At 67.0% G+C, this 26517-nt stretch carries 24 protein-coding genes; 10 read left to right on the plus strand and 14 right to left on the minus strand.

Going from position 1 to position 26517, the window contains the following annotated elements; translation table 11 throughout:
• Positions 1–6: 6 nt before the first annotated feature.
• The 5 genes from IFT67_RS11420 to IFT67_RS11440 all read right to left on the minus strand — a co-directional run bounded on the left by IFT67_RS11420 (position 7) and on the right by IFT67_RS11440 (position 8513).
• A complete protein-coding gene (locus IFT67_RS11420) occupies positions 7–4983 on the minus strand; it encodes a DUF11 domain-containing protein (protein ID WP_244647333.1) in 4977 nt (1658 codons plus the stop codon).
• A gap of 122 nt (positions 4984–5105) precedes the next feature.
• Entirely contained in the window at positions 5106–6224 is a 1119-nt protein-coding gene (locus IFT67_RS11425) for a DUF11 domain-containing protein (RefSeq protein WP_192238398.1), read from the minus strand.
• Positions 6225–6279: 55 nt separating this feature from the next.
• On the minus strand, positions 6280–6753 hold the full coding sequence (locus IFT67_RS11430) for a DUF11 domain-containing protein (protein ID WP_192238399.1): 474 nt from the start codon (positions 6751–6753) through the stop codon (positions 6280–6282).
• Between the two features lie 26 nt (positions 6754–6779).
• Complete coding sequence (locus IFT67_RS11435; RefSeq protein ID WP_192238400.1) at positions 6780–7724, minus strand: hypothetical protein; 945 nt, start codon at positions 7722–7724, stop codon at positions 6780–6782.
• Positions 7725–8051: 327 nt separating this feature from the next.
• The gene (locus tag IFT67_RS11440; RefSeq protein WP_107963338.1) at positions 8052–8513 is read right to left on the minus strand and encodes a winged helix DNA-binding protein; all 462 of its coding nucleotides are present in this window, start codon (positions 8511–8513) and stop codon (positions 8052–8054) included.
• A gap of 501 nt (positions 8514–9014) precedes the next feature.
• Here IFT67_RS11440 and IFT67_RS11445 point away from each other — a divergent pair.
• Genes IFT67_RS11445 through IFT67_RS11465 form a run of 5 tightly spaced genes read left to right on the plus strand, consistent with a single transcriptional unit; the run spans position 9015 to position 14511 of the window.
• Positions 9015–10094 (plus strand): type III polyketide synthase, encoded by a 1080-nt coding sequence (locus IFT67_RS11445; protein WP_192238401.1) that lies wholly within the window; start codon positions 9015–9017, stop codon positions 10092–10094.
• Positions 10091–10771, plus strand: a complete 681-nt coding sequence (locus tag IFT67_RS11450) for a methyltransferase domain-containing protein (protein ID WP_192238402.1) — start codon at positions 10091–10093, stop codon at positions 10769–10771. Before IFT67_RS11445 ends, IFT67_RS11450 begins: the two co-directional genes overlap by 4 nt.
• On the plus strand, positions 10750–11838 hold the full coding sequence (locus tag IFT67_RS11455; RefSeq protein ID WP_192238403.1) for an NAD(P)/FAD-dependent oxidoreductase: 1089 nt from the start codon (positions 10750–10752) through the stop codon (positions 11836–11838). Before IFT67_RS11450 ends, IFT67_RS11455 begins: the two co-directional genes overlap by 22 nt.
• A 31-nt stretch (positions 11839–11869) precedes the next feature.
• Positions 11870–12280, plus strand: a complete 411-nt coding sequence (msrB, locus tag IFT67_RS11460) for a peptide-methionine (R)-S-oxide reductase MsrB (RefSeq protein ID WP_192238404.1) — start codon at positions 11870–11872, stop codon at positions 12278–12280.
• A 44-nt stretch (positions 12281–12324) separates the two neighbouring features.
• Positions 12325–14511: a transglycosylase domain-containing protein gene (locus IFT67_RS11465; protein ID WP_192238405.1), complete on the plus strand. Its 2187-nt coding sequence runs from the start codon at positions 12325–12327 to the stop codon at positions 14509–14511.
• Here the strand turns inward: IFT67_RS11465 and IFT67_RS11470 are convergent.
• Genes IFT67_RS11470 through IFT67_RS11480 form a run of 3 tightly spaced genes read right to left on the minus strand, consistent with a single transcriptional unit; the run spans position 14487 to position 16178 of the window.
• Positions 14487–15161, minus strand: a complete 675-nt coding sequence (locus tag IFT67_RS11470) for a YgjP-like metallopeptidase domain-containing protein (RefSeq protein ID WP_192238406.1) — start codon at positions 15159–15161, stop codon at positions 14487–14489. The two genes, IFT67_RS11465 and IFT67_RS11470, sit on opposite strands and share 25 nt — an antisense overlap.
• Positions 15162–15165: 4 nt before the next feature.
• Positions 15166–15600, minus strand: a complete 435-nt coding sequence (locus tag IFT67_RS11475) for a YcgN family cysteine cluster protein (protein WP_133020171.1) — start codon at positions 15598–15600, stop codon at positions 15166–15168.
• A complete protein-coding gene (locus tag IFT67_RS11480; RefSeq protein WP_192238679.1) occupies positions 15597–16178 on the minus strand; it encodes an SCO family protein in 582 nt (193 codons plus the stop codon). The genes IFT67_RS11475 and IFT67_RS11480 overlap by 4 nt, the downstream gene beginning before the upstream one ends.
• Before the next feature lie 79 nt (positions 16179–16257).
• On the opposite strand from IFT67_RS11480, the gene IFT67_RS11485 reads away from it, so the two are divergent.
• A complete protein-coding gene (locus IFT67_RS11485; protein WP_244647334.1) occupies positions 16258–16866 on the plus strand; it encodes an ankyrin repeat domain-containing protein in 609 nt (202 codons plus the stop codon).
• Positions 16867–17009: 143 nt separating this feature from the next.
• On the opposite strand, the gene IFT67_RS11490 is transcribed toward IFT67_RS11485, so the two are convergent.
• The 3 genes from IFT67_RS11490 to tsaD are packed head-to-tail and all read right to left on the minus strand — an operon-like array spanning position 17010 to position 19577.
• On the minus strand, positions 17010–17519 hold the full coding sequence (locus tag IFT67_RS11490; protein ID WP_192238407.1) for an MmcB family DNA repair protein: 510 nt from the start codon (positions 17517–17519) through the stop codon (positions 17010–17012).
• Positions 17520–17577: 58 nt separating this feature from the next.
• Complete coding sequence (locus tag IFT67_RS11495) at positions 17578–18555, minus strand: NAD(P)H-dependent glycerol-3-phosphate dehydrogenase (RefSeq protein WP_192238408.1); 978 nt, start codon at positions 18553–18555, stop codon at positions 17578–17580.
• Positions 18552–19577, minus strand: coding sequence for a tRNA (adenosine(37)-N6)-threonylcarbamoyltransferase complex transferase subunit TsaD (tsaD, locus tag IFT67_RS11500; RefSeq protein ID WP_192238409.1), 1026 nt, complete (start codon positions 19575–19577; stop codon positions 18552–18554). The genes IFT67_RS11495 and tsaD overlap by 4 nt, the downstream gene beginning before the upstream one ends.
• Positions 19578–19641: 64 nt before the next feature.
• On the opposite strand from tsaD, the gene hemC reads away from it, so the two are divergent.
• Together hemC and IFT67_RS20620 are read left to right on the plus strand one after the other, a co-directional pair.
• Complete coding sequence (hemC, locus tag IFT67_RS11505; RefSeq protein ID WP_244647335.1) at positions 19642–20547, plus strand: hydroxymethylbilane synthase; 906 nt, start codon at positions 19642–19644, stop codon at positions 20545–20547.
• Positions 20544–22193, plus strand: coding sequence for a uroporphyrinogen-III synthase (locus IFT67_RS20620; protein WP_244647336.1), 1650 nt, complete (start codon positions 20544–20546; stop codon positions 22191–22193). The genes hemC and IFT67_RS20620 overlap by 4 nt, the downstream gene beginning before the upstream one ends.
• A gap of 259 nt (positions 22194–22452) precedes the next feature.
• Here IFT67_RS20620 and IFT67_RS11520 read toward each other — a convergent pair whose 3' ends face one another.
• The 3 genes from IFT67_RS11520 to IFT67_RS11530 all read right to left on the minus strand — a co-directional run bounded on the left by IFT67_RS11520 (position 22453) and on the right by IFT67_RS11530 (position 24422).
• The gene (locus tag IFT67_RS11520) at positions 22453–22596 is read right to left on the minus strand and encodes a hypothetical protein (protein ID WP_192238411.1); all 144 of its coding nucleotides are present in this window, start codon (positions 22594–22596) and stop codon (positions 22453–22455) included.
• Positions 22597–22923: 327 nt separating this feature from the next.
• On the minus strand, positions 22924–23715 hold the full coding sequence (locus tag IFT67_RS11525) for a DUF72 domain-containing protein (RefSeq protein WP_192238412.1): 792 nt from the start codon (positions 23713–23715) through the stop codon (positions 22924–22926).
• 41 nt (positions 23716–23756) lie between these two features.
• Positions 23757–24422 carry a Crp/Fnr family transcriptional regulator gene (locus IFT67_RS11530; RefSeq protein WP_192238413.1) on the minus strand — a complete coding sequence of 222 codons (666 nt, stop codon included), beginning with the start codon at positions 24420–24422 and terminating at the stop codon, positions 23757–23759.
• Positions 24423–24517: 95 nt separating this feature from the next.
• Between IFT67_RS11530 and IFT67_RS11535 the strand changes: the two genes are divergently transcribed.
• Positions 24518–25315, plus strand: a complete 798-nt coding sequence (locus IFT67_RS11535) for a class II aldolase/adducin family protein (protein WP_192238414.1) — start codon at positions 24518–24520, stop codon at positions 25313–25315.
• 26 nt (positions 25316–25341) lie between these two features.
• Entirely contained in the window at positions 25342–26508 is a 1167-nt protein-coding gene (locus IFT67_RS11540; RefSeq protein WP_192238415.1) for an alpha-hydroxy-acid oxidizing protein, read from the plus strand.
• Positions 26509–26517: the final 9 nt, after the last annotated feature.

The following is a 26517-nucleotide window of genomic DNA, read 5'->3' on the forward strand; positions in this document are numbered from 1 at the left end:
CTGTAATTAACGTCGACCACCGAACAGCGCGCGCGTGGCGCCACCGAGCGTCGTCTGGTCGAACTTCAGCCGCATCGTGACGAACGGCCCCTGCCGCGTGTAGCGGTCGTCCTCGAAATCGCGGTCGCGGTAGCCCGAGACGTTGTAGCCGGCGGTCAGCCACATGTTCTGCGCGGGCGACACCCCGACCGACGGCCCGCCGCTCCACGACCAGGCGCCGCGCGACCACGCATGCTGGACCGATCCGCTCACGCCGACGTCGATCCGCGTTCCGATGTCCTGGCGCAGTTCGAACCCGGTGACGTCGATATAGCCGTCATAGGTATCGTCGGCGAATCGCCCGGCGACGTATTTCGCGCCGTAATAGAGCGTCGCCTCGGTGCCGTGGCCAAGCCCTTCGGGGCCGGTACGATAGTTGACCGCGAGGTTGTTGATCGCCCGCGTCGTCACCTGATCGCCGCCGCCATAGGCGGGCACGCCGAGCGCATTGGAGTCCGAGAACCCCGAGTCCGCGCTCTCATGCCGCAGTTCGAGCCGTTCGAGCAGCGACCAGCGGCTGTCGAGCGGGCGGAACGCAAGCGCGACGTCGGCGGTGGCATAGGTCGCGACCGCGCCGGTCTTGTCCTTGATCGTGTACGCCTTGATGCTCGATGCGAGCGTCTTGCCCTGCCCCAGCGTGCGCAGGAAGTTGGTCGTGATCCCCCAGCGATCGCCGCTGTCGGCGTTGCGGTATTCGAGCCGCCCGTTCACCGACCAGCGCGCCTGACGATAGGTCGCGCCGAGTGTCGCCGCAGCGTAATCGCCGTTGGTCTGGTCCTGTCCGACATAGCCGCCCGAGGTGACAGGCTGGAACGCGTTGACCACCGCGCCATCGGGGATCTGCCCCTTCAGCGTGTTGCTGGCGTCGAGCGTGCCATCGATCGTCCAGTGCTTGCCGAGCGGCACCGACTGGCTGAGCCCGTATTGCGCGTAGGTGCGTGCGCCGTTCTCACCGATCGCCTGCTGGTTCAGCGTGCTCATAAGCTTGGCGCCGGTCCAGGGGGCGACGTCGACGCCGAACTGCTTGGTATGCGCGACATAGCCGTCGCCCTTGGCGATCTCGTACCCGCCGATCAGGCGGATGCCGGGCGTGATCCGGTAGGCGAGCTGCACTTGGTGGCGGACCGGGAAGTCGACGCTGTCGCTGTCGCCACCGGGCGCGAACTGGGTCTGGGCGGTGATCGTCACCGCATTGCCGAACAGCGCCTGGCTGCCACCGAGGGTGATCAAGCGGCTGTCGCGGTTGCGGCCATCCATGCCCTTGTCCGACGCGTACTGGCCGCCGACAAAGATCGTGCCGGAGTCGCGGCGATATTCGAGGCGCGCGTCGGCGGCAGTGCGCGTGCCGGCGCTGTCGAGCTGCTGCTGGTGCCAGGCGACACCGGTGATGCTGAGCCGATCGGTCAGCCGCACGCGGCCGTCGAGCCCGAACTTCCGCGTACCCGCCTCGACGAGGTTCTGCTGGCCGACACCGAACGCGGTATCCTGCTGGCGAGCGTAAGCGAGCAGATCGAGCTTCGAGCCGTGATGATCGATTTCGGCGAGATAGGCGAGGCCCTGCCCAAGCCCGAGGCGTCCGCCCTTGGCGATCTCGCCGCGCAGTTCGGTGTTGGCGGTCACGCGCGCCTTGATGTCGGCGCCGACGACGGTGGCCTTGCCGACCGTCTCGTCGCGGATCACCGCCGCACCGACTTCGACGCGACCGTTCGCAAGCTTGGTCGCAACGCGGGCAGCGGCGGCGAGCTTGGCCGACTTGCCGCCCTCGACCTCGTAGTCGGCGACGATGAAGATCGGATTCAGGTTCGAATCACGGCTGAGGATCGGCTGGCGGAAGCGGACCGTGCCCATCGACGTGTCGATGTCGTAGTCGATGTGCCGCGTCAGCTCGGTGGTCGCGACGATCAGTTCGGAGCGGAAGCGATCGCGCGTCTCGATCCGCAGCTTGTCGCTGTTCGGCACGATGTTGCGTCCCGACAGCCGGTAGGGGCCGGACAGCCCATTGCCCTGGATTTCGTCACGCGAATACAGCGTGTCGGTGTTGGCGGCGAACCCGGTCGCGCGGACCCGCTTGCCCTCGTACGCGGCCTTCACGCCGTTGAGCGTGCGGTTGTAGCGGGTCAGCTGCGTGTCGGTGAAGCCGGTCTCGAAATCGCCGAACAGCGCATAGAATTCCCGACGCTCGAGCCGCAGGTACAGCTTCCGGCGGGTGGCGGCGTCATAGCCCTGGCGCGAGCCGTCGCCGTACACGGTGTAGTAGCGGTCGGGGTCGATCGTGCCGAGCAGCCCGCGCTGCGGATCGTATTTGCGGTCGCTATCGTACGCGATCGTAGCGAGCCACGAGCCCTTGACGCGACCCTTGGCGTAGAAGGCGAGCTGGCCGTCGGTGACGACGCTGTTGCGCTGCGACCGCGGCAGGCCCGACTGGCGCTTGCTGAGCATGTCGTAGCCGAGCGAGCCCGCGCCGAAGCCGACGACGACCCAATCCTTCGCGGACGCGGCAAGCCAGGCGCGGATCTCGTGCGTGTGGACCAGCTTGTCCTCGGTCAGCGAGACGACCGCGTGGACGGCGCCGGCCTGCGTGGTGGGCTGGAGCGCGATGAAGGCGAGGCCGTCGTCGCCGACGACGCGCGCGGTGGTCGCCGAGCGTTCGCGGCCCGCAAGCTGGCGGCCCTGTTCGAGTTCGGCCTCGACGGCGGCGGTATAGGGCTGGTCGACGGTGAACGGGACGAGCGTGCCTGCGCGAACCGGCCGCCCGGTCTTGTCGGTCACGCGCACCGCGATCAGCGGACGGGTCAGGCCATCGGCAACGAGACGGCTGCTCGCGGCATCGAACACCGCGCGGACCGGCGCACCCGAGAAATGCACCACGCGATCGAGGACCTTCACGACGCTGCCGTCCGCGGCGAGGATGCGTGCGCCGAGATGATTGTCGCCGTCGACCAGCGGGATACCCGACCAGCGCGACACCGCCACGGGGCTGCCGTCGCGCGCGTCGGTGCCGTCGAACGCGAGCGGCTCGACCTGCTTGCCGTTGATCGTCAGCGCGACGCGCTGGCCGGGCAGGTGCTTGACGACCGCACGAGAGATCGGTGCACGCGGGTTGTAGTCGGCGCTTGGGAACAGCCAGTCGACCCCCGCGGCCTGCCCAGCGCCTAGCCAGTCGCGGTTGCCCGCGGCGGTGGCGTCGTCGGCAATCGCGACAGGGAGGCCGGCATCGGCGACGGCAGCGATTCCAGTCGGCTTCAGCTGGAAGTCGACGCGCTTCAGGAGCCCGCCATCGCCCTCGACGAACCGCGAGATCGGACTGTTGGCCTGGCGCGTGTCGATGTCGCAGGCGACCGGTGCGTGCGTCGCCGGGATGCTCGCGGTGTCGATCTGGACGACGTGGCGGCCGGCGCGGACGCCTTCGAAATGGTACAAGCCGTCGCGATCGGTGACGACGAAGGTGCCGTCCTCCATCAGCAGGCGGATTCCGGGCACGCCCTTGCGCTTGTCGACCGGATCGCCGCAATTCCCCTCGGTCACGCGGCCGATGATCGTCATCGCGTCGGTGAACAGCAGCGGACGCAGGCGCACCGAGGCGGCGGCTTCGTTGCTGGTGATGGAACCCTGCCCCGCGACACGCGCGCGATTGAGCGCCTCGCCGGTGGGTGCACCAGGTGCGATGCTGACGACGTATTTCAGCTCTGCGGTTCCACCGGCGGCGAGCACCGGAATCGCGAAGTCGAGGCTACGACCGTCGGTCGACACGGTCGGCTCGTCGCCGCCGCGCGCGGAATTACGTTCGTAGCGCAGGCCCCTGGGCAAGGTATCGGCGACGTGCAGACCCCGCGCGGGAATCGAATCGCGGTTGGTGATGCGCAGCAGATACTGGACGAAATCGCCTGGCGAGGCTTCGCGGACGGAGGCGACCTTGGTCAGCAGCAGCGTGCCCGCGCCGGGGCTATCCAGCGGAATGTCGGCGGAAAAAGGCTCGGGCGTCGACAGCGTCAGCGCGCCGCCGAAACTCGTGTCGTTGAGGATGAACGGCCTGCCCTGTGGGTCCTTCAACGCGGCCAGCGTGGCGCGGTCGACGGTCGACGGCGCGGTATAGGTGCCGGGCGGTGCGACTTTCAGGAAATACCGGCCCGGCGCGGACAACGGAAAGCGATAGCGCCCGGTCTCGCCCGGATAGATGCGCCCGCTGGCGTCGGTAACGGCCTCGCCCGTTACGACCGTCGAGGGATAGCGGCTGACGCCGTCGTCGCCGAACACGGTCGCCGGCTGGCCGCTCTCGTCGACCAGCGACACGGTCGTGCCGTCGACCAGCGCGCCGGTGCGTGAATCGAACGTGTAGCCCGCCGGATCGATCAGCAGCGACGCCATCGAGGCGAGACTGTAGCCGTCCTCGACGAAGCTCAGCTTGATCGTCGCGCCGCGCATGTTGCGGACGTCGCAGGCCTGCAACTCGGGGTGTTTGCCGGTCGCGGTCGCAGGGATCCCGCCGGCGAAGATGCCGCTGTCGACCGCGGTCTCGGTCAGCGCCAATGTCGTGTGGAGCGTACCGACGTCGACGTTGATGATCGACGTCTCGCGCACGTCGGGATCATGATTGCCGGCCTGGTTGTCGAGCACCAGAAGCATGTCGGCATAGATATCGATCGCCGCCACCCAAGGCGATTTCGCGAAGGTCTCGGCGTCGATCGGCGCGGGGGTGAACTGGAAACTGGGGGAGGTCTGACACGTCGCGCCCTTGAGCTCGTAATTGGGCGGCGGCAGATGGAATGTGAGCGTGGTCGGACGCTTGGCGCGGTTCACGTCGAGCGAAACCATGTTGGACGGCACCGTGCGTACCCCTGAGTCGCTACCCGTATCGTCGAACGACAGGGTTGCGGTGTTCTGGATACGACCCGTCGGGGCGCCCGTCTGCGCTGCCGACGGCATCGTGCCAGCGGCAAGACCCAACAGGGCTCCCAACAAGGGCGCGCAAAGGCGCGAAAGGCGACGAAAGCTGGACATGAAGGGTCCTCTCCCGGCACGTGTCGCCACGCGCCGGGATCGGTCGTTCCTTGTTCGCGAGGGCGGGTTTAGTTGATCGTCACGCGGAAGCTTGCCGCGACCGACGTTCCCCCGAGCAGCGTCGGGATCGTTGCCGTCACCCGTTTCGTCCCGGCATTGTACGAACCGGTGAAGGGGGTGAGCGGGATTGCCGAACCGTCATCATTTGCCGGGAAGCCGTTCAGCACGCATGCGCCACCGACACCAAGCCCACCGATGGTGATCGAGCCCGGTACATAGGTGGTGTTGGCGGGGACGAGATCGGTCAAATTGACGTTGTTCGCCGGCACCAGCAGCGTCGCATTGTTGACCACCAGGCAATATTGCACGACCGCGCCCGGAATCGCCTTGGGCAACAGCACGCCCGATACCGGATCGGAGACCACCACCGACGACTTGGTCACCGTCAGCGCGACGTTGCGCGTCGTGATCTCGTAACCGAGCGAAGCGCGCCCTTGCCCATTATAGGCGATGTCGGCGCCGAGACCGTCCGAATCATTGTCGGCAAAGACGATATCGACTGCATTGTCGTCGTTGGCGAGGATGCTCGGGGTCAGCGCCGTGCCCTGTGCCGCGGCATTGCCACCCGCTGCGACTTGCGCGATCAGCGTGATGCCGGCAAGCGCGGCGGTCTGCTGGTTCGGCACGTCGGCGACGATGAACACGGTCGCGATCTGATCGGCACCGAGTTCGTTGATGTAGGTCGCGGTATCGACGCCGACGTCATACGTGCCGTTGCCGTTCGAATCGACGAAGATCCGGATGTTGCTCACGTCGAAGTTATCGGCCGTGAACAGGTTCTGGATCGGCGTCTGGCTCGCCGACAGCAGGAAGTCCTGCGTACCGTTGGTGTTGTTGGTCAGCTGGAACGCGACGACGGCATTGGGCTGGCCGACCGAAACCTGCGTGTTGTTCTGCGTCGCCGGGACGACGGTCAGGTTGACCTTGCGATCGACCACGAACGTCGCTGCGTTCGATGCCGCGGTCTGCTGCACGCCGTTGACGGTGTAGCTCGCCTGCGCGGTGTTGGTGATCGTGGTCCCCGCGGCAGTACCCGCCGGACCCGGCGTCTGCGCGTTGGCAGTACCGATCGACACGATGGCGGCCGATCCGGCCAGCAACGTGCGTATTACCCCTGTTGCATGCATTTCTAAGTCTTCCTTCTGCGGTGTGTTTAGTTTTGGGGAGAGTGAGAGAACGGGATCATTTCAGGACGGCCTGGAACGCGAACTGGCCTTGCGCGCCGGCCGGAATCGGACTCGCGAGGCGCCACCGGACGCTGGTGACATCGTTGGGGCTCGCCGCGCGCGTGCTGCCGTCGAGGCTGCGGACGCGCAGGGAATCAAGCGAACCGAAAGTCTTGCCGTCGACCGACACGTCGGGTGCGGGCGAACCGGGATTGGCCGAGCGGTAGGAAATCTGACGCGGCAACGGGTTAGCCAGCACGACGTTGGCGAGCGGCTGCGCACCCGTGTTGCGATAGGCGAGGACGAAGATCACCTTGTCGCCCGGCGTCACCTTCGAAGGCTTGACCAACGCGACGCGCGTGGTGCCGTCGGCCGCGGCGCTGCGGCTCTCGACCAGGATGCTGCTGGTAACCTGCAACGGACCCGCCGCGGCGGACACCGTGCCAGTGGTAGCTGCGAGAACGATGGCAATCATCGGGCGTGTGATCATGAACGTGCTCCTCTTGAGATGTCTGGTCATTGGATCTTGGTCTTGAACTGGACGGTGTGGACCGAGGCCGCGGCGACCTGGCCGAGCGCGACGGCGATCCCGCCGCGCGGGGTGGCGCCCGCCTGCGCGCCGGGCGCTTCGAAGCGCCCCGCGTCGCCATCCGCGCCATCGGTCAGCGCGGCGCCGTCGAGCATGAGGCTGCCGGGGACGAAAACGGTGCCGTCGGGAATCGGATCGACGATGCGCGCGCCCGTGACGGCATCGCTGAAGCGCGCTTCGAGCGTGTAGGTGATGACCGCGTCGCGCACGGCGTTCTGCGATCCGTCCGCGGCGCGCACCGACTGGCTCTTGAACAGCGCCGGGCCGGCAAGCGCGGTGCCGAGCGGGACCGCAACGGTGGCGATCGCGCCGGTCCGCCCCACCACCGCATCGCCGCCGCCATCGCCCATGCCGGCATACGCGCTGCCGGTCTGGCCCGACCCCGTCGTCGAGCGCGCGGTAACGGTCAGCGTAGCATTCGCCGCGGCGGTGCCGGCCGGGGCGACGACGATCGCCAGCAGCTTGATCGACTGGCCGGGCGAGAGCGGCGGCGTCCTGCCGTCGACCGGCGCGCTATCCTTGGCCGGATCGTAGACGCCGTCGCCACCGGCATCGATCACCAGCGCCTGCAACGCGACCGCACCCGGCGACACGCTGGCTGCCAGCACGAACGATTCGTTGCCGTTGTCGCGGTTGGTCAGCGTGAAGGGGATCGCGAGCGGGCGCGGCGTGACGACGATCGCGCCCTGCCCATCGCGCACCAGCGCGACGTCCAGCCGCTCGGCGACGATGATCGAGACGGTGTTCGACGTGGTCGATCCCGTCGTTCCGCCAAGATCGTAGCGAAGCGCCGCGGTGTTGACGATCGGCGTACCGGCGGGCGTCCCCGTAGCAGCATCCGAAAACGTCTGCGCCGGGACGGATTGCGACATCGCAGTCCCGATCATGCAGGCGAGGCGCAAAGCCACGCAAGCGCACCGAAGCGCGCCGTTTTCTCCTGCACATCCTGACATACGACGAACCAATTTTGTCCCAATCCTTTGATCGAGACCAAATTGTCCACCGCCACTTAATCAAATACTACCAACTCAAAACGGACTTTTGCAGCTGCATTTTGATACTTAATACAACAACATCCGGTTCGGCATGTTTAGTCTTCGGCAAAGAACCATAACGGATCAGGATGCCAATTCTGTAGAATTCCTCGGCATACTTCCGGCAACGACGCGAACGCGGACGTTGGCGAAAATCCCCGGTGGTTATCGCTTCAGCAGCGCGCGCAGGTAGGATTTCATGGCCTGGTCGCCGACATGGCTCAGCGACACCTCGATCCGTCGTCGATCGGTCGGATCGATGACGCGGTCGATCAGTTTCAGCTTGTGGAGATGCTCGATCCAGCGCTGCGAGGTGGTGACAGGCGCGTCGGACATGCTGACCAGCGCCTTGATGTTCATCGGCATCCGATCGTCGCGCGATGCGAACAACGCGAGGAGCATGTCCCAGGCGGGCTCGTGAAACAGTTCTGCGGGGAGGAACTTGCGGCGCATCCGTCGTTCCGCGAGCACCAGGGTGGCATGTTCGATGAGCGCGTCGTCGCTTGGCTCATCGCCGACCGGTACTGGCTCCGCGGCTTGCGCGACTCGTCCATTGAACTCTTCGGCGACCGCCGACAGCTTTGCGGTCAGATCCTTGATCAACTCGACGACGGACTCGTTTTTCACTCAAGGCTCCCCTTGCCCCCGTTGTTACACCCGACACCCAGCCGAAAAACGATGCCCGCAGCCTGTAGCCGCTATCGCATGTCGCCAACCGAACCGACCGGACGTGCGGACGAACAGGTCCGACGCACCGTCATTGTCGACTACCGCACCGCAAATTCAACCCAAACCTGCAAAAATCGGTAACCATATGAAGATCGAATGCACATCGCCGACTATATTTCCCTTAATCGATCCAATACCGATCGATTAAATCAATCCATTATGGTTTAGATATTGCGCATTCCAGGTCGACCTCTTGAAAACGCAGTTCGTATATTTGCCAGACTCGGGATTCGGCTCGATCGCCGATATCGGGCGCGAACCGTTCCGGGACGCCAGCGATGCCGAAACGATGTCATCGGCGGTCCCCATCGTTTACAGACACCCTGTTCGATGCCGGATCGATTCCCCCGTGGTCAGACGCAGGCCGTTTGATCGGGTGGTGCGTTAGGGCTCGATCGCATGCGAAAGGGTATCGTGTCCGCTTATCTGAATGCCGTCGGTTCCGCAGTTCCCGGTCATGATATCCACACCGCCTTCATTGGCTGGGCGCGTACGCGGGTCGATGCACGCGCGGAACGCGTGTTCGACCGGATGGCAGCACGATCGGGCATCGCTCACCGCTGGTCGGTGCTGCCGCCGACCGCGAACGGTGGTTCGCCGATCGACGATGCCGGCTTCTACGCGGTCGAGCCGCATCCGGGAACGGCCGCCCGCATGACGCTATATGCCGAGCACGCCCCCGATCTGGCGATCCGCGCGATCGAGGCGTTGCGCGACAAGATCGCGGTCGAGGGCATCACGCATCTCGTGGTGGCGAGTTGCACCGGCTTTGTCGCGCCCGGCATCGACCAGATCATCGCGCGGCGGCTTGGCCTCGCGTCCAGCGTCGAGCGGCTGCTGATCGGCTTCATGGGCTGCTATGCCGCGGTCGTCGCGTTGCGCAGCGCCCGCCACATCGTCCGATCCGAGCCACGGGCGCGCGTACTGGTCGTGACCGTCGAACTGTCCACGCTGCACCTGCAACCCGCGAGCGAACTCGAATCGCTGCTGGCGATGCTCCAGTTCGGCGATGGTGCCGCGGCGGCGCTGGTGACGGCGGACCCCACCGGGTTCGCGCTCGACACGCCGTTCGCCGCGACGCTGGCCGACAGCGAGACCCTGATCCGCTGGGACGTCACCGATGCGGGGTTCGCGATGCATCTGTCGGGCGAGGTTCCCGGACGGATCGCCACCGCGCTGTCCGATGCGGCGTTCCGCGATATCGTCAGCGACGGGCGAAAGCCGAACGAGATCGACGCTTGGGCCGTGCATGCCGGCGGCCGATCGATCCTCGACGCGGTAGAGCATTCGCTCGATCTGAAACCGGATGCACTCGCCGCCTCGCGTCAGGTGCTTTCGGAGAACGGCAACATGTCGTCGGCGACGCTGATGTTCGTGTTCGAGCGACTGCTCGCCGGGCCGCCGGTCGAGCACGGCGTGGCACTCGCGTTCGGGCCCGGCCTCGCGGCGGAGGGCTTCGGATTCCGGAGCGCGGCATGAGCCTCGCGGTCCGCAGCCAGGCCGAAGAGCTGATGGACGCCGACGACCTCGACGCGGCGACCTATGCAGACGTCGTCGGCGATCTCGCGACGGTCAACACGGTGACGATGGCGCGCCGCCCGACTCTCGACTTCCTTACGCGCGCCACGGCGGGGCGGAAGAGCTTCCGACTGCTCGACGTCGGGTTCGGCGATGGCGACATGCTGCGGCGAATCGCACGCTGGGCGAAGGTGAAGGATATCGAGGCGGAGTTGGTCGGGGTCGATCTCAACCCGCGCAGCGAACAGGCGGCGCGGGCGCATGGCGGCGACATCCGCTACGTCACGGGCGACTATGCCGACCTCGCGCATGAGCCGTGGGACGTAATCGTCAGCAGCCTCGTCGCGCATCATATGAGCCACGACCAGCTGATCGCGTTCCTCCGGTTCATGGAGGGCCATGCGAGCTCGGGCTGGTTCGTCAACGACCTTCACCGGCACGGCTTTGCGCACTGGGGTTTCCCTGTCCTGGCGACGATCGCGCGCTGGCATCCGATCGTCCGGCACGACGGGACGTTGTCGATCGCGCGCAGCTATCGACCCGACGAATGGCCACCGCTGCTAGCCGAGGCCGGCATCACCGAGGCGAGAGTCCGCCGCGTATTCCCGTTCCGGTTATGCGTCGAACGCCTGCGCTGATCGTCGGCGGCGGGCTCGCCGGCGCCGCGACCGCGATTCGGTTGGCGCGTGCCGGCCTGCCGCATTTGCTCGTCGAGCGATCGCGCGAAACCGGTGACGCGATATGCGGCGGGTTTCTCAGTTGGCGGACGCTGGAAACACTCGCCGGTCTCGGGATCGATCCTGACACGCTCAACCCCGAACGCGTGACGCGTGCGCGTATTTTCGCAGGCAATCGCCGCGCGGAGGCCGCCCTCCCCCATCCGGCAGTCTCGGTTACCCGCCACCGGCTGGATACGGTCCTGCTGGCTGAAGCCGAACGGCTGGGCACGCCGGTCGAGCGCGGCGTCACCGTACGCGAGATCGACGGGACGAGCGCACGGCTCGCAGACGGCGCGACGATCGTGGCCGACGCGCTGTTCCTCGCGAGTGGCAAGCACGACGTTCGCGGAATGGCGCGCCCCGACGACGCTCGCGGTGCCGACCCGACCTTGGGGATCCGGGTAAGGATCGCCCCCTCGCCTGCGCTAGGCAAAGCGCTCGCCGGCGGCATCGAGCTTCACCTGTTCGACCGCGGCTATGCAGGGCTGGCGATGCAGGAGGATGGCACCGCGAACCTCTGCATGGCGGTCCATCGTTCGCGGCTTCAGGCGGCAGGTTCCCCCGCGCAATTACTCGAAGTCCTCGGCCGAGAGATGCCCGCGCTTGGCGAATGGGTAGCGCTGATCGACCCGATCGCGCAAATCGATGCGATCGCCAACGTTCCCTATGGCTGGCGCCAGCGCAACGGTGCCGATGCGCTCTTCCGACTGGGAGATCAGGCCGGCGTGATCCCCTCGCTCGCCGGTGAAGGCATGGGCATCGCGCTCGCCAGCGGAGTCGCGGCCGCGCGCGCCTACGAGAACGGTGGCCCCGCCGCCGCGTCATCATGGCAGGAGGATTTCACCCGCCGCCTCGCCCGCCCGATCGGCATAGCCGGCATCGTCCGCCACATCGCCGAGAGCGAACGCGCCGCATGGCTGCTCCCTTTCCTTCGCCCCACACTGATCCAGGTCATCGCCAACGCAACCAGATTGGGGCAATCTTGAAGGCCGCCCCGCCAGCACGAGATGCATGTCCATGGACCAGCTCAATCTTTCCGAGGCCGAATGGCGCAAGCGGCTCACCCCGGAGCAATATCACGTACTACGCGAGGGCGGCACGGAGCGCGCCTTCGCCGGCGTTCTGACCGATAACAAGGCCGATGGTATCTACCGCTGTGCAGCCTGCAGCAACGAGCTGTTCGACAGCGCGGACAAATATGATTCCGGCTCGGGCTGGCCCAGCTTCACCCAGCCGATCCGCCCCGGTGCGGTCACCGATCACGCCGATCGCAGCCACGGCATGACGCGTATCGAAACCCGGTGCGCGCGCTGCGACAGCCATATGGGCCACGTCTTCCCCGACGGTCCGCCGCCGACCGGGCAGCGTTATTGCATGAACTCGCTCTCGCTCGAATTCCGACCGCGCAAAGCGAACGTCGCGGCCTGATGTCGCTTGTAGGGCGGGACCATCGCGCGTAATTCTGCGGCCACATGGCTCGTACGCGTTCTGCTCCCCCGTCCCGTCGGTCCCCAACTCCCCCGGCGTCACGCTGGCGGCGGCGGCTGGTCGTCTTTCTCCAGGTCATGGTCGGGATCGGTGTCCTTGCGCTCGGTGCGCTGGCGATCGCGGTCTACATCGCGATGTCGCAGCTGCCCAGTTTCGACAGCCTGAAGTCCTCGCCCAACGGCCAGATGATCCGCGTCCATGCCGCCGACGGCACGGTGATCGTGTCGATGGGACCGAGCTTCGGCGAGTGGCTGCCCTACGGCCAGATCCCCAAGGTGATGCGCGACGCGACCGTCTCGGTCGAGGATCGCCGCTTCCGCTCGCATCTCGGCATCGATCCGGTCGGCATCGCGCGCTCCGTGAAGGTGCGGTTCGATCGCGGTCACTGGACGCAAGGGGGGTCGACGATCACGCAGCAGCTCGCGCGGACCGTCTTCCTCAACAACCAGAAGAAGTTCGGGCGTAAATTCCGCGAGGGCATCCTGGCGTTCGCGCTCGAATGGAAGTTTTCGAAGGACCAGATCCTCGAACTGTACCTCAACAAGGTCTATTACGGCGGCGGCGCCTACGGGATCGACGCGGCCAGCCGGAAATTCTTCGGCCACGGCGCGGATCATTTGAGCCTCGCCGAGGCTGCGGTCATCGCCGGCCTCGTCAAGGCACCGTCCAACTACTCGCCGACCGCCGATGCCGAGGCCGCGATGGGCCGCGCCGGTGTCGTGCTGGAGACGATGCAGGCAACCGGCGCGATCACCGCGTCCGAGGCTGCCGATGCCGATGTCTCTGGGCTGAAACTCGCGCCCGAGCCGAAGCAGAACAGCGTCCGGTACTTCACCGACTGGGCGTTGCCGCAGCTCGATACGCTGATCGACGAAACGACCGAACCATTGGAAGTCTGGACGACGCTAGACCTGACGATGCAGCGCCAGGCGGACGACGCGATCCGCGCGAATGCACCTCCCGGAGCGCAGGGCGCACTGGTCGCGCTCGATCGTGGCGGCGAAGTGCGCGCGATGGTCGGCGGCAAGGATTACGTGTCGTCGATTTACAACCGCGCGACGCAGGCGGTCCGCCAGCCGGGCTCGTCGTTCAAGCTGTTCGTGTATCTCGCCGCGCTGGAGGCGGGTCACAAGCCGGAGGATTCGATCGTCGACGAACCCGTCACGATCAACGGCTGGAGCCCACGCAACGATTCGCGGCGCAATTCCGGTGCGGTCTCGCTGCGGACCGCGTTCGCCTATTCGCTGAACACCGTCGCCGCCAAGCTCGGCCAGGAGGTCGGCTTCAACACGGTCGCCGACATGGCACGGCGGTTCGGCATCACCACACCGGTCAACGTGCATCCGTCGATGGTGCTGGGCACGTCGGAAGTCCGCGTGATCGACATGACTCGCGCGTTCGCCTCGGTTGCCAGCAAGGGCGTCGCGGTGACGCCGTACGGGATCACGCGCGTCACGGCCAACGGGCAGACGATCTACACGCACGAAGTCGACCGCAGCCATGTGCTGGTCGCGCCCTATGTCGCCGCCGAGATGACCGATCTGCTGCAGACCGCGGTCAACACCGGCACCGGGCGTGCGGCGCAGATCGGTCGGCCGGTCGCGGGCAAGACCGGCACCACCACTGCATCGAAGGACGGCTGGTTCCTCGGCTTCTCCAGCGGGATCACTACGGGCGTGTGGATGGGTCGCGACGATGCCAAGCCGATCGCCGGCCTGCACGGCGGCACCGCGCCCGCCAAGGCGTGGGCGGCGTTCATGAAGCCCGCGACGGCCAACCGTCCGATCGAGCAGTTCGATACGAAGGTGACATTGCCCGAGTGGCAGCTCGAGCCCGATGAGGAGAGCTATTTCGGGCAGCCCGACAATGGCCAGATGGCGGTCGATGCGGACGGCAATCCGATCGAGCAGGGCCAGCCGCCCGTGCCGACCGATGCGCAGACCGGCGACACGATCCCGCGGCCCGATGCGGATCAGCCCGAAGCGGCGCCGGCTCCACCGCCGCAGCAGTTGAATCAGGACTGGATCGACCGGGTCACCGGGCGTGAGCGGCGCGAGCCGTCACCGGCGGGGCGGCAACCGCTCCAACGCGATGTGCCCCGAGATGGGCCACGCGATCAGGTGCAGACGCAGCGCTTCCAGAGCGATCAGGAAGAGCGCCCGAACCAGTGAAGCCCCGCGCCGTGCGTGCGTAGCCAGACACGCGCGGGCGTCGGGTCTTCGCCGTACAATTGCTCCACGAGCGCGTGGAAGACGGGCGCGTGGTTCATGTGGACACGGTGCGCGACTTCGTGCGCGACCGTGGCGCGACGCACCCAGCTCGGCGCCAGGATCAGCCGCCAGCTGTAGCGGATGATGCCGCTCGACGCGCAGCTGCCCCAGCGGCCCTTGGCATCGCCGACTGCGACCTGAGTAACGGTTACCTTCGCCTTGGCGGCGTATTCGGCGGTTTCGGTTTCCAGCACGGCGAGTGCGGTGCGCTTGAGCCAAGCCTCGACGCGACGCCCGATTGTTTCGGGGGGGCCTGACAGCGACAGCACCGAGCCTTCAAGAACGACGGTGCGGCGGCTTCCGGGAGTCCACTCTATAGTCAGCGGCTCATCAGCGACGGTGAGGACCGCGCCGGGCACGAACGGGCGCGGCTGGGGGAGCAGCGCGCGCTGTTCGGCGATCCAGCCGGCCTTGTCCTCTGCCCAGGCCAGCGCCTGCTTCAACGCCGCACGCTTGGGAAGGACCAGCCTTGCCCGGCCACTCGCGGGATCGATCGACAGACGCGCACGGCGTGCGCGCGGGTGACGGACGATCTCCAGGCCTTCTATCACTGCGTCACAGTTCCCGGTCGATCACGTGATATTCGAGCTCGCCGGCCTCGTCCTCGCTGATCGTCCAGCCGCGCACCGATTGCTTGGCGCGGTGGACCGCCTCGCGGTCGCCGCAGACGAGATAGTGCCATTCGGGCAGTTGCTCGCCGGCCGCGCGCAGGCGGTACGCGCAGGTCGACGGCAGCCAGTCGATCCCGCGGACGTTGCCGGTCGTCAGCCGCACGCATTCGGGGACATAGGCGTGGCGGTGACGGTAATCCGAACATTGCCCGCTGCGCCGGTCGAGCAGGCGGCACGAGACGTTGGTCGCGACGAGCTCCCCCGTATCCTCGTCCTCGAGCTTGTGAATGCAGCATTTGCCACAGCCGTCGCACAAGGCTTCCCACTGGCCGCGGTCGAGCTGGTCGATCGGCGTATCTTCCCAGAAGCGCGCGCTCACCGGGCCCAGCGCTTGATTTCTGTCACCACTGCGTCGGGCCCTTGTTCCTGCGGCAGCAAAGCGAGGGGCTTGCCGTCCGGGTCCATCAGATAGGCCTGGCGAGAGTGGTTTACGAGGTAGCCGCCACCCGGCGAGGCGTCGCCCTTGCTCGAATACACCGCATACTCGGTCTTGATCTTGGCGATCTGCGCGTCGGTGCCGGTGAGGCCGACCATCCGCGGGTGGAAGGCGGAGACGAACTGCTTGAGTACCGCAGGGGTATCGCGCGCCGGGTCGACGGTCACGAACACCGGCACGATCTTCGCGGCGAGCGAAGGGTCGCTCGCCTCGAGCCTTTTCACCGCGGCGCCGATCGCCTGGACATCCGTCGGACACACATCGGGGCAGAAAGTGTAGCCGAAATACATGATCCGGTATTTGCCTGCGAACGCCTGTTCGGTGACGGTCTTCCCGTTCTGGTCGGTCAGCGTGAACGCGCCGCCGATCCGCGCGCCTTCGAGCGGCGGTTTGGCGGGCGGTGCCGAGGCTGTGCACGCGGATAAGGTGAGTGCCGGTATGAGAAGGAAACGGAGGGCCATGGTCCCGCCAGCCTTGATCTGTTCGCCACTGCGGCGCAAGCGTCACCCGATATCCAGGACGAACCAAGGAAGTCTCTCGATGCGTATCCGCCTGATGCTCGCCGCTACCCTCCTGACGCCTGCGCTCGCCTGCGTCGCGGCGCCCGCGTTCGCGCAAGGCCAGTCGGAGGGGTACAAGTTCCTGTCCGCGGTGCGCGACGCGAAGAACAACGAGGTGCTGGAGATGCTCGGCAAGCCCGGCAGCAACATCATCAACACGCGCGACGTGACCAGCGGCGAAGGCGCGCTCCACATCGTCATCAAGCGCGGCGACGAGGTGTATCTGCGCTTCCTGCTGCAGAAGGGCGCGGACGCGAACCTGCGCGACGGCAAGGGCAATACGCCGCTGCTGCTCGCGGTGACGCTGGGCCAGACGAACATGATCCCGATCCTGACCGCGGCTGGCGCGAACCCTAACCTGGCGAACTCGGCGGGCGAGACTCCCTTGATCCGCGCGGTGCAGCGCCGCGACGTGGGGATGATCCGGGTGCTGCTGGCCGAGAACGCCGATCCCGATCAGGCCGATATCATGGCGGGCATGTCCGCGCGCGCCTATGCCAAGCAGGATGGGCGCAACCCGATCGTGAGCAAGCTGCTGGAAGACGCGCCGAAGAAGGTGCGCAAGGCGGTTTCGGGCCCGAAGTTCTGATCTTTCCCCCAGGGTTGCCACCGATCTACTTCGTAGAAACGCATTTGGCCTCAACCCCGTCATCCTGACGAAAGTCAGGATCCAGAGTAACCAAAGGCTATCCTTCATGGCCCTGGATCCTGACTTTCGTCAGGATGACGGACTCAGAATGCCAGCCCGTCAGCGTCCGGGTCCATCTGCGCGATCAGCCGCCGTGCCGCGCGCCGGGCGAAGGCGAGCGTACACCGTTTCCGCACATGCGCCGGCAGAGGCTCGGTATGCGCCTCGCGCACGATCGCCGCGTCATAGCGATCCGCGACGATGATCCCCGTCCGCTCCGGCAGGAACGCGGGCCCGTTCAGCGGCCCGACGTCGAACCCGGCCGGGACCGCCCAGAAATACCGATCGCAATGCCCGAGATAATCCGGCCACTTCCCGTCGCCTAGCAGGTCCGCGCGCGACACCTTGATCTCGACGATCACGATCTGGCCACGCGCATCTACCGCCATCAGGTCGGCACGGCGGCCACCGTCTAGCGGCACTTCGGTCATCGCGGTGAGGTCGTGGCGCAGCAACATCCGGATCACGCCGCGCGCCACGTCGGCGGCGCACATTACCGAATCGGGAGGCGATCCAGGTTTGTCGATGCAGGAGTCCGGCGGCATGTCGAGCATCCGGCGGAAATAGAACAATCCGCGAACGAGGCAAGCCCATTCGCGGATCGCCTGGCGGTCAGCCCGCCTCGCCCTTCAGCGGGCGGGCGAGCAGGTCGCCGATGACGTCGCTCACCGGCGCGCCCTCCAGCAGGCGGCAGACCGCTTCGGTGATCGGCATGTCGACGCGCGCGTCGCGTGCAGCTTCGCGCAGGACGGGGGCGGTAAAGGCGCCTTCCGCGACGGTCCGGCGGTCCGCCAGCAAGGTCGCCGCCGACTCGCCGCGCCCAAGGCCGACACCCAGCGAGAAGTTGCGCGAACTCGTCGAGGAGCAGGTGAGTACGAGATCACCCAGCCCGGAAAGCCCGGCCAGCGTCTCTGCGCGCGCGCCGCGTGCCAGTCCGAACCGCGTCATCTCGGCGAACCCGCGCGCGATCAAGGCGGCGCGCGCATTCTGGCCTAGCCCTGCCCCCTCGACCACGCCGCAACCGATCGCGAGGACGTTCTTCACCGCGCCACCGATCTCCGCACCCGCGACGTCGGTCGAGGCGTAGGTGCGGAAATGGCGGGCCGCGAGGCGTGTCGCGAGCCGCTCGCCAAGCGCCGCATCCTCGCAGGCCAGCGTCACCGCGGTCGGCAACCCGGCGGCGACTTCGTGCGCGAAGGTTGGTCCCGAAAGCACCGCGATCGGCGCCTCCGGATGTACCGCGCGCGCGACCTCGCCGACGAGACGCTTGCTCCCCGCCTCGATCCCCTTCGCGCAGAGCACGAGCGGAATGCGGCCGATCGGGGCGGCGGCTAGGACGCTGCCAACGTGCTGGGCGGGCGCGACTACGAGGATCGCATTCATGTCGGCCAGCGCAGCGAGGTCGTCGGTAGCGCGGATCGTCGGCGACAGCGCGACGCCGCCAAGGAACAGCGTGTTCTCATGGGCGGTGTTGATCGACTCGACCACCGCGCCCTCGCGTGCCCACAGGATCACCTCGCGACCGCCATAGGCTGCAACCTGCGCAAGTGCCGTGCCCCACGCCCCGCCACCGATGACGCCGATCTTCATGCCTTCACCCCTGCGCCACGCACCGCTTCGGCATTCGGATCGAGCGGCCAGCGCGGACGCGCGGCGACATCGAGCGGGTCGGTGAGGCCCGCGGCAAACCGCTCGGCCCCTGCCCAACCAATCATCGCGGCGTTGTCGGTGCACAGCCACAAGGGCGGCGCGACGAAGCGGAGACCGTGTGCGCTGGCAAGACCCTGCAACGCGGTACGGACCGCCGTGTTGGCCGCGACTCCGCCCGCGACGACGAGCGCGGTCGCGCCATGCGAAGTCCGCAAAGCCTTGGTCGTGCGGTCGATCAGGCAGTCCACCACGGCCGCCTGGAACGAGGCGGCGATGTCCTCAGGCGAATATTGGCCGACCACGCGCGCGACCGCGCTCTTAAGGCCGGCGAACGAGAAATGCGGTTCGGCCGAGCCTTTGAGCGGGCGCGGCAATGGGACGGCCTTGGGATCCCCCAACGCCGCAGCGCGCTCGACGGCAGGGCCACCGGGGAAGCCCAAGCCCAAGAGCTTGGCAGTCTTGTCGAAGGCCTCACCCGCCGCATCGTCGATCGTCGTGGCGAGGCGCCGATACGCACCGACGCCCTCGACCAGCAGCAACTGGCAATGCCCGCCCGACACGAGCAGAAGCAGATACGGAAACTCCAGGTCCGGGTCCGACAGGCGGGGCGACAGCGCGTGGCCTTCGAGATGATTGACCGCGATCAACGGCTTCCCCGCGGCGTGCGCGAGCGCCTTGCCGGTGACGAGCCCGACCATCACCCCGCCGATCAGCCCCGGCCCAGCGGTCGCGGCGATCGCATCGACATCGGCCAGCGTCAGCTTCGCGTCGGTCAGCGCCGCGACGATCAACGGCTCCAGCGCCTCGACATGCGCGCGCGCGGCGATTTCGGGGACGACGCCGCCGAACGGAGCGTGCGCCGCTTCCTGCCCGAGCAGTCGATGCGCGAGGACCTGCCGGTCGCCGGTGACGAGCGCGGCGGCGGTTTCGTCGCAAGAGGATTCGATGCCGAGAATGATCATCGCGTGTATGTATAGGCCTGCGTGAAGCTTGTCGAAGGGTGCCCCTTTCTGCATGGCACCCAGCATGACAGTTTTTCGGCTCGGTACGCGCGGTTCGCCGCTGGCGCTCACCCAGGCAGGCCTGGTCCGCGATGCGTTGTGCGCGGCGCATGGCTGGTCGCCCGACAAGGTCGAGACGGTTGTGATCCGCACGACGGGCGACCGTGTCCAGGATCGCGCGCTCGCCGAGATCGGCGGCAAGGCGCTGTGGACCAGGGAGCTCGACCGCGCTCTCCACGACGGCGACATCGACTGCGCGGTCCATTCGATGAAGGACGTCGAGACGATCCGGCCGCACACGCTGAGGATCGCCGCGATGCTGCCGCGGGCCGACGTGCGCGATCGGCTGATCGGTGCGGAGACCTTTGCCGACCTGCGCCCGGGCGCCGTCGTCGGGACGAGTTCGCCGCGACGCCGCGCGCAGATGCTGCGGCTGCGGCCCGACCTGGAGATCGTGCTGATCCGCGGCAACGTCGACACGCGGCTCGGCCGGGTGGCGAGCGGCGAGATGGATGCCACGCTGCTCGCCGCCGCCGGGCTCGATCGCCTCGGGCGCGAGGACGGCCATGCGATCCCGACCGACATCATGCTGCCCGCACCGGCGCAGGGGGCGGTCGGGATCGAGGTCCTCGACGGTAGCGCCGCGCACGCGATCGTCGCCGCGATCGACCATGCCGACACCAGCCTGTGCGTGCTGACCGAGCGCGCGTTGCTCGCCCGGCTCGGGGCGGATTGCCACTCGCCGGTCGCAGCTCTCGCGTCGCTGGCAGGCGAGACGCTGACGTTGCGCGCCGAGCTGATCGCAGAGGACGGGACGTGCGACGTCGCCGGATCGATCGAGGGCGGCGCGGGCGAGGATCTGGGCACGATGCTGGCGATAGACCTTCTCACGCGCGCGCCGGCCAGCGTCCGCCGGTTGTTCGCGGCATGACGTCGCCTCACGCGGTCGTCGTGGTGCGGCCGGAGCCCGGCAATGCGCGGACTGCGGCGGCGCTGCGGGCGTTAGGGCTCGACGTACGGCAGGTTCCGCTGTTCGCCGTAACGCCGGTCGACTGGAGCGCGCCCGATCCGGCAGCGTTCGACGGGTTGTTGCTGACCAGCGCGAACGCGGTGCGGCATGGCGGTGCAGGACTGGACGCGTTGAAGCGCCTGCCGGTGGTCGCCGTCGGCGCCGCGACGGCGGCGGTAGCGACCGACGCGGGCTTTGCGGTCGCGGTGACCGGGTCGGGCGACGCGCGCGATGCCGTTTCCGAAGCGCGCGATCGCGGTTTTGCGCGACTGCTGCATTTGGCCGGGCGCGATCGTGCCCCGACCGGCGACGGGATCGAGGCCATTACGGTCTACGCGAGCGATGATGTGCCGATCGACGCGACGGTGGCGCAGTCGTTCGCCGATACCGTCGTGTTGCTGCACTCCGAACGCGCCGCGGCCGGGTTGAAGGCTATGCTCGATACGGCGGGCATCGACCGGTCCGGGATAGAGATCGCCGCGATCAGCGCAGCCGTCGCCGAAGTGGCCGGAACCGGCTGGGCGACCGTCTCGATCGCCCCGCAACCGAGCGATCCGGCACTCGTAGCACTCGCTGCTGCACGTGCGAACATACGCGCGATTGACCATCCGGTGGATGGCGGGGATAAGCACGCCATGAGCGACTACGTGCCGACCGATCGCCCACGGGCACGCGGACCCAGAATGGGCGTCATCATCGCCCTCACCGCGCTCGCGTTTATCGCCGGGCTCGGGCTGATGGCCTATGCGGCGAAGATGCTGCCGTGGTTCAAGGCCACGCAGGCGACGGCGGCCGCGTCCTCCGCTGCGCGGCAAAAGCTGGCGGCCGGCAATTCGGGCTATATCCCCGCACAACCGCTAGGTCCGGACGGTGAGCCGCAGGCAGCGGCACCGATCGATACGACGGTCCTGGCCACGCGAGAGGCGACGCTGGCCGGCCAGCTCACCGCACTCGAGGCGCGCACGGCCACGATCACCACCGATGCCGCCGCCGCCGGCGCGCAGGCTACGCGCGCCGAAGGGCTGCTGGTGGCCTTCGCGGCTCGCCGTGCGCTCGATCGCGGCGTCGGGCTCGGCTATCTGGAGGAGCAGGTACGCCTGCGGTTCGGCCAGGCGCAGCCCCGCGCGACGACGTTGCTGATCCAGGCCGCACGCCAACCGGTGACTCTGGAAGATCTGCGCCAGGGGCTCGACGCGATCGCACCGGACATCACCAGCTCGACCGGCGAGAACTGGCTCGATACCGTCCAGCATCAGATCGACACGCTCGTGGTACTCCGCAAGGCGGGCACCCCCTCGCCGATGCCGGCGGATCGCCTCGCCCGTGCGCGCCGCTTGTTGGGCGCGGGCCAGGTCGAGGCGGCACGTGCCGAAGTCGCGCGCCTGCCCGGCGCCGCCCAGGCCGGCAACTGGATGGATGCTGCACGGCGCTATGTCGTCGCACGCCAGGCGCTCGACGTGATCGAAAACACCGCGTTGATCGGCCAGGCCGGACAGCCTCAGCCGGCGCCGGTGGTGATCCCCGCCACGCCGGTCGAGACGACCGCTCCCGAGTCCGACGGGATCTAAGCCGATCGATTGCCGCACCGCTCTATGGGGAATGCCTCCATTGCGCATGATCGGTGTCGGACAAGCACGTTGCAGGGCCATCATTTCGGAATGCAGGCCGCTGGCGAGCTGTTCCAGCGATATTTCCAAGAGCCGCTGATCCGCGTCGCCACCATTGGACCGTTATCCCGACCCGAACCTCGGAGGATCAACGACCGCTTTCGGGATCGCATCCTCTGCTGGCGGCGTGGTTCATGCTGCTCGCTGCCCCAGAATACATTTACCGATTGCGATAGAGGAGCTTGGTATATTCGTGCCTCAGGGTCTTCTGGTCCGCGTCCGAAAGCGTCCCGCTCTTGAGCGTCACGAGGTTCGCCACCTTCATCCGGAACGCGGCAACACGCTTTTCCCGTTGCTGCCGCATCGTCGGCGTATCGCCCCCCCATCCACGACCGCGCAAGACATCGCGATCCGGGTCTATCCCGCGAAAGGGATCCGAATAGGGTGTGTAGGACTGAGGCGGCTGGAAAGCTTGTGCATTTGCCATCGTCGAAAAGCACATGACGGCACATGATACTGCCAACTTCATCGAGCGCTCCCTTCAATACAGTAAGGTCGATCGCACGGACCATTGCGGTCCTGAACTACCGTATCGGATTTTCTCTGAACGATCGACCGACTTGTAGCCATGTCGGCAACATATCGAACCTCACCGCCCGCGAAAGCATTACCAGAATAATTACTGCCAGACTTACTCTCGAACTCGCTCGATCAGCGCCATCGCTGCATGGGGTGCGCGAACCTTCGCGCCGTTGATGAAGAACATGAACGTCTCGCAGGGCGTCTTCGCCGGCGCGGCGTCCTCGACATAGGGCAGACCGTCAGGCCGTCCCCCCGCCGCCCAGATCCTCGCCTTGTCCGCCCATCCGTCCAGCGCGGTCGGCGCATAGCCGGCGACGAAGCGCTCCTCGGCATCCTCCAGTCGCGCATAGACGAAGTCGCCGGTCACGTCGGCGATCGCCGGGTATTCGGCGGATTGCGCGAAGACGATCGCGACGCCCGCATCGCGGCACATCGCGACGAATTCCGGCACCGCGAAACTCTCGTGACGGACCTGGATCGCATGGCGCAGCGAGAGCCCGTCCTGCTTGGTGGGCAACAGCTTCAGGAATGCGGCGAAATCGTCGGCGTCGAATTTCTTGGTCGCCATGAACTGCCACAGGATCGGTCCAAGCCGGTCGCCGAGCTCGACGATCCCCTGACCGGTGAACTTGGCGATCGACTCCCCCGCCTCGGCCAGCACCTTCCGGTTGGTGCAATAGCGCGACGCCTTGAGCGAAAAGACGAACCCGTCGGGCACCGCCTTCGCCCAGGATGCGAACGTCGCCGGCTTCTGGCTGCCGTAATAGGTGCCGTTGATCTCGATCGCGGTGACGTGCTCGGCGGCATAGCCGAGCTCGCGCTTCTGCGGCCATTTCTCCGGATAGAAGGTCCCACGCCACGGCTCGTAGGTCCAGCCGCCAATACCGATTCTGATGGTCATGGGCGGGAGTGTAGCGCGTGGGAGAAGCGCTTGGCGATGCCCTATTCGGTGATGACGCCGCGCAGTCCCGGCAGGTCGAGGATGCGAACCTGCGCATAGGCCACCGCGACCAGGCCATCGCGCTCGAACCGCTTCAGGTGCCGGTTGAGCGTCTGGCGTGCGATGCCGACCACGCCGGCCAGCTCCTCTTGGCGGATCGTGATGCGACCATCGCCCGCCTGCGACGCACGCATCAGCGCCTGCGCCAGTCGCACCCGGATCGACTGCCCCACGCTCTGCGCGATGAACCGCAAGGCGGTGCGTTGGTGCGCGCACACGAGCAGTCCGAGATCGCGGTAAAGCTCCGGGTCCGCCGCCGCCGCCCGCGCAAACGCCGCCACCGGCACATGAAGCAGTCGCGCCGTGCCGAACGCCGTCGCGTCATGTGGCCTGGGATGGCCGTCCAGCGTCGACAATTCCCCGAACCAAGTCCCCGGCCGCACGATCAGCGCGAGCAGTTCGGCACCATTGGCGGACAAGCCCTTCAACCGGACCTGCCCATCCAGAACCGCCCACAGCCCGTTCGGCGGATCGCCCGAGCCGTAGATCCGCGCGCCGTTCTCCAGCACCTCGACTCGTGCCTCCTGCAACAGGCGCTCGCGACGGCCCGTCGGTATCGCGCCGAACCAGCTATCGGCCGCCAATATTGCGTGATCCGGATCGTGCATCACGCAAGGCTAGGCGAAATTTCGGGATTGTCACCATCGAGACAAAGTTTGTCGAAGCCCGGTCGTACAAGGGGTCAAACATAAGGAGGCGGATGATGGCAACGGCATTGAAGGCGATGGAACCGACGGCGGCGGCAACGACGATCAAGGATCAGGTATCGGCCGAAGAATGGGCGCTGCGCGTCGATCTCGCCGCCGCGTACCGGCTGGTCGCGCTGTACGGCTGGGACGATCTGATCTTCACGCATCTCTCGGCGCGCGTCCCCGGCCCCGAGCATCATTTCCTGATCAACCCGTACACGCACATGTTCGAGGAGATCACCGCGTCGTCGCTGGTCAAGATCGACGTCGACGGCAACAAGGTCATGGACACCCCTGCCCCGGTCAACCGCGCGGGCTTCGTGATCCACTCGGCGGTCCATGCCGCACGCCACGAAGCGGTCGCGGTGCTGCATCTCCACACCCCACACGGCCAGGCGGTATCGGCGATGGCCGAAGGGCTGCTCCCGCATACGCAGACGGCGATGATTGCCGGGCACGACGTCGCCTATCACGACTTCGAGGGCATCGCGACGGAACTGGAGGAACGCGAGCGGCTGGTGCAGGATCTCGGCACCAAGAACGCGATGATCCTGCGCAACCATGGCACGCTGACGGTGGGCGAGTCGGTGCCGCAGGCGTTCCTGCGAATGTATTTCCTCGAACGCGCCTGCGAGGCGCAGGTCCTGATGCTGAGCGCCGGTCGCGAGAATCTGAACAACCCCAACCAGGGCGTCGCCGAGAAGGTCGAGGGCCAATCGAGCGGTGCAGGCATCCGCATGCTCGCCGACGGACTCGCCTGGCCCGCGCTGTTACGCAAGCTCGACCGCGTCAATCCGGGCTATCGGGACTGATCGCGACCAGCTTCGGAGGGCAACGCATGCCGCATTACGGCGATTACCAGAACGAGATCTATTTCGCCGGACTCGCCGGGGTCGTCCCGAAAGTCCCGGTCGATTTCGCATCGCTCGAGGCTCGGGCGGCAGCGGCGGTGCCCCCGTCGGTGCTCGGCTATCTGCAGGGCGGGTGCGGCGACGAGTTTACGCAGCGCCAGAATGCCGACGCGTTCCGGCACTGGGGCATGACGCCGCGGATGATGGTCGATGCCACGCGCCGCGACCTGTCGATCGACCTGTTCGGGATGACGCTGCCCAGCCCGATCTTCATGAGCCCGGTCGGGATCAACGGGATGTGCACGCAGGACGGCCATGGCGATCTCGCCGCCGCGCGGGCGGCCGCGCTGACCGGCGTTCCGCTGATCCAGTCGACGCTGTCGAACGATCCGCTCGAGGACGTCGCCGCGGCGATGGGCGACACGGCCGGCTTCTTCCAGCTCTACACGCCCAAGGACAAGCCGCTCGCCGAGAGCCTCGTCCACCGTGCCGAGGCGGCGGGATACAAGGCGATCGTCGTCACGCTCGACACCTGGGTCACCGGCTGGCGCCCGCGTGACCTGAACGTCGCGAACTTCCCGCAATTGCGCGGCCATGTGCTGGAGAACTATTTCAGCGACCCGGTCTTCCGCGCGATGCTCGCCAAGCCGCCGCGTGAGGATGTGGCGGCCGCCGTACGCCAATGGGCGGGGACGTTCGGCAAGGTGCTGACGTGGGACGACATGCCGTGGCTGCGATCGATGACCAAGCTGCCGATCGTCCTGAAGGGCATCTGCCACCCCGACGACGCGCGGCGCGCGATCGATCTGGGGGCGGACGCAATCTACTGCTCGAACCACGGCGGACGCCAGGCGAATGGCGGGATCGCCGCGATCGACATGCTGCCCGCGGTGGTCGCGGCCAGCGGGGCCGTGCCGGTACTGTTCGACTCCGGCGTTCGGTCAGGGAGCGACGTGGTCAAGGCACTCGCACTCGGCGCCACCGCGGTCGGGATCGGCCGGCCCTACACGTACGGCCTGGCGCTCGACGGCGCGAACGGCGCGGCGCATGTGCTGAAGTGCATCCTCGCCGAAGCCGACCTGCTGATGGCGGTAAACGGCTACCCGACGCTCGCTGCCGTCCGAGAGGCCGGCGCGACGCGGACGGGGTACTGAAACGAGACG

It is taken from the genome of Sphingomonas sp. CFBP 13728 (genome assembly GCF_014841895.1).
In the GTDB taxonomy this organism is placed as follows: domain Bacteria; phylum Pseudomonadota; class Alphaproteobacteria; order Sphingomonadales; family Sphingomonadaceae; genus Sphingomonas.

What these genes read in the sequence shown, in the direction of transcription:
- IFT67_RS11435 (WP_192238400.1), bottom strand. Translation starts at nt 7,724, where the DNA reads ATGTCGCAATCCGTCCCGGCGCAGACGTTTTCGGATGCTGCTACGGGG.
- IFT67_RS11485 (WP_244647334.1), top strand. Translation starts at nt 16,258, where the DNA reads ATGCGTATCCGCCTGATGCTCGCCGCTACCCTCCTGACGCCTGCGCTC.
- IFT67_RS11465 (WP_192238405.1), top strand. Translation starts at nt 12,325, where the DNA reads ATGGCTCGTACGCGTTCTGCTCCCCCGTCCCGTCGGTCCCCAACTCCC.
- hemC (WP_244647335.1), top strand. Translation starts at nt 19,642, where the DNA reads ATGACAGTTTTTCGGCTCGGTACGCGCGGTTCGCCGCTGGCGCTCACC.
- IFT67_RS11535 (WP_192238414.1), top strand. Translation starts at nt 24,518, where the DNA reads ATGGCAACGGCATTGAAGGCGATGGAACCGACGGCGGCGGCAACGACG.
- IFT67_RS11490 (WP_192238407.1), bottom strand. Translation starts at nt 17,519, where the DNA reads ATGCTCGACATGCCGCCGGACTCCTGCATCGACAAACCTGGATCGCCT.
- IFT67_RS11540 (WP_192238415.1), top strand. Translation starts at nt 25,342, where the DNA reads ATGCCGCATTACGGCGATTACCAGAACGAGATCTATTTCGCCGGACTC.
- IFT67_RS11480 (WP_192238679.1), bottom strand. Translation starts at nt 16,178, where the DNA reads ATGGCCCTCCGTTTCCTTCTCATACCGGCACTCACCTTATCCGCGTGC.
- IFT67_RS11430 (WP_192238399.1), bottom strand. Translation starts at nt 6,753, where the DNA reads ATGATCACACGCCCGATGATTGCCATCGTTCTCGCAGCTACCACTGGC.
- IFT67_RS11530 (WP_192238413.1), bottom strand. Translation starts at nt 24,422, where the DNA reads ATGCACGATCCGGATCACGCAATATTGGCGGCCGATAGCTGGTTCGGC.
- IFT67_RS11520 (WP_192238411.1), bottom strand. Translation starts at nt 22,596, where the DNA reads ATGCGGCAGCAACGGGAAAAGCGTGTTGCCGCGTTCCGGATGAAGGTG.
- tsaD (WP_192238409.1), bottom strand. Translation starts at nt 19,577, where the DNA reads ATGATCATTCTCGGCATCGAATCCTCTTGCGACGAAACCGCCGCCGCG.
- IFT67_RS11445 (WP_192238401.1), top strand. Translation starts at nt 9,015, where the DNA reads ATGCGAAAGGGTATCGTGTCCGCTTATCTGAATGCCGTCGGTTCCGCA.
- IFT67_RS11495 (WP_192238408.1), bottom strand. Translation starts at nt 18,555, where the DNA reads ATGAAGATCGGCGTCATCGGTGGCGGGGCGTGGGGCACGGCACTTGCG.
- IFT67_RS11425 (WP_192238398.1), bottom strand. Translation starts at nt 6,224, where the DNA reads ATGCATGCAACAGGGGTAATACGCACGTTGCTGGCCGGATCGGCCGCC.
- IFT67_RS11450 (WP_192238402.1), top strand. Translation starts at nt 10,091, where the DNA reads ATGAGCCTCGCGGTCCGCAGCCAGGCCGAAGAGCTGATGGACGCCGAC.
- IFT67_RS11455 (WP_192238403.1), top strand. Translation starts at nt 10,750, where the DNA reads ATGCGTCGAACGCCTGCGCTGATCGTCGGCGGCGGGCTCGCCGGCGCC.
- msrB (WP_192238404.1), top strand. Translation starts at nt 11,870, where the DNA reads ATGGACCAGCTCAATCTTTCCGAGGCCGAATGGCGCAAGCGGCTCACC.
- IFT67_RS11525 (WP_192238412.1), bottom strand. Translation starts at nt 23,715, where the DNA reads ATGACCATCAGAATCGGTATTGGCGGCTGGACCTACGAGCCGTGGCGT.
- IFT67_RS20620 (WP_244647336.1), top strand. Translation starts at nt 20,544, where the DNA reads ATGACGTCGCCTCACGCGGTCGTCGTGGTGCGGCCGGAGCCCGGCAAT.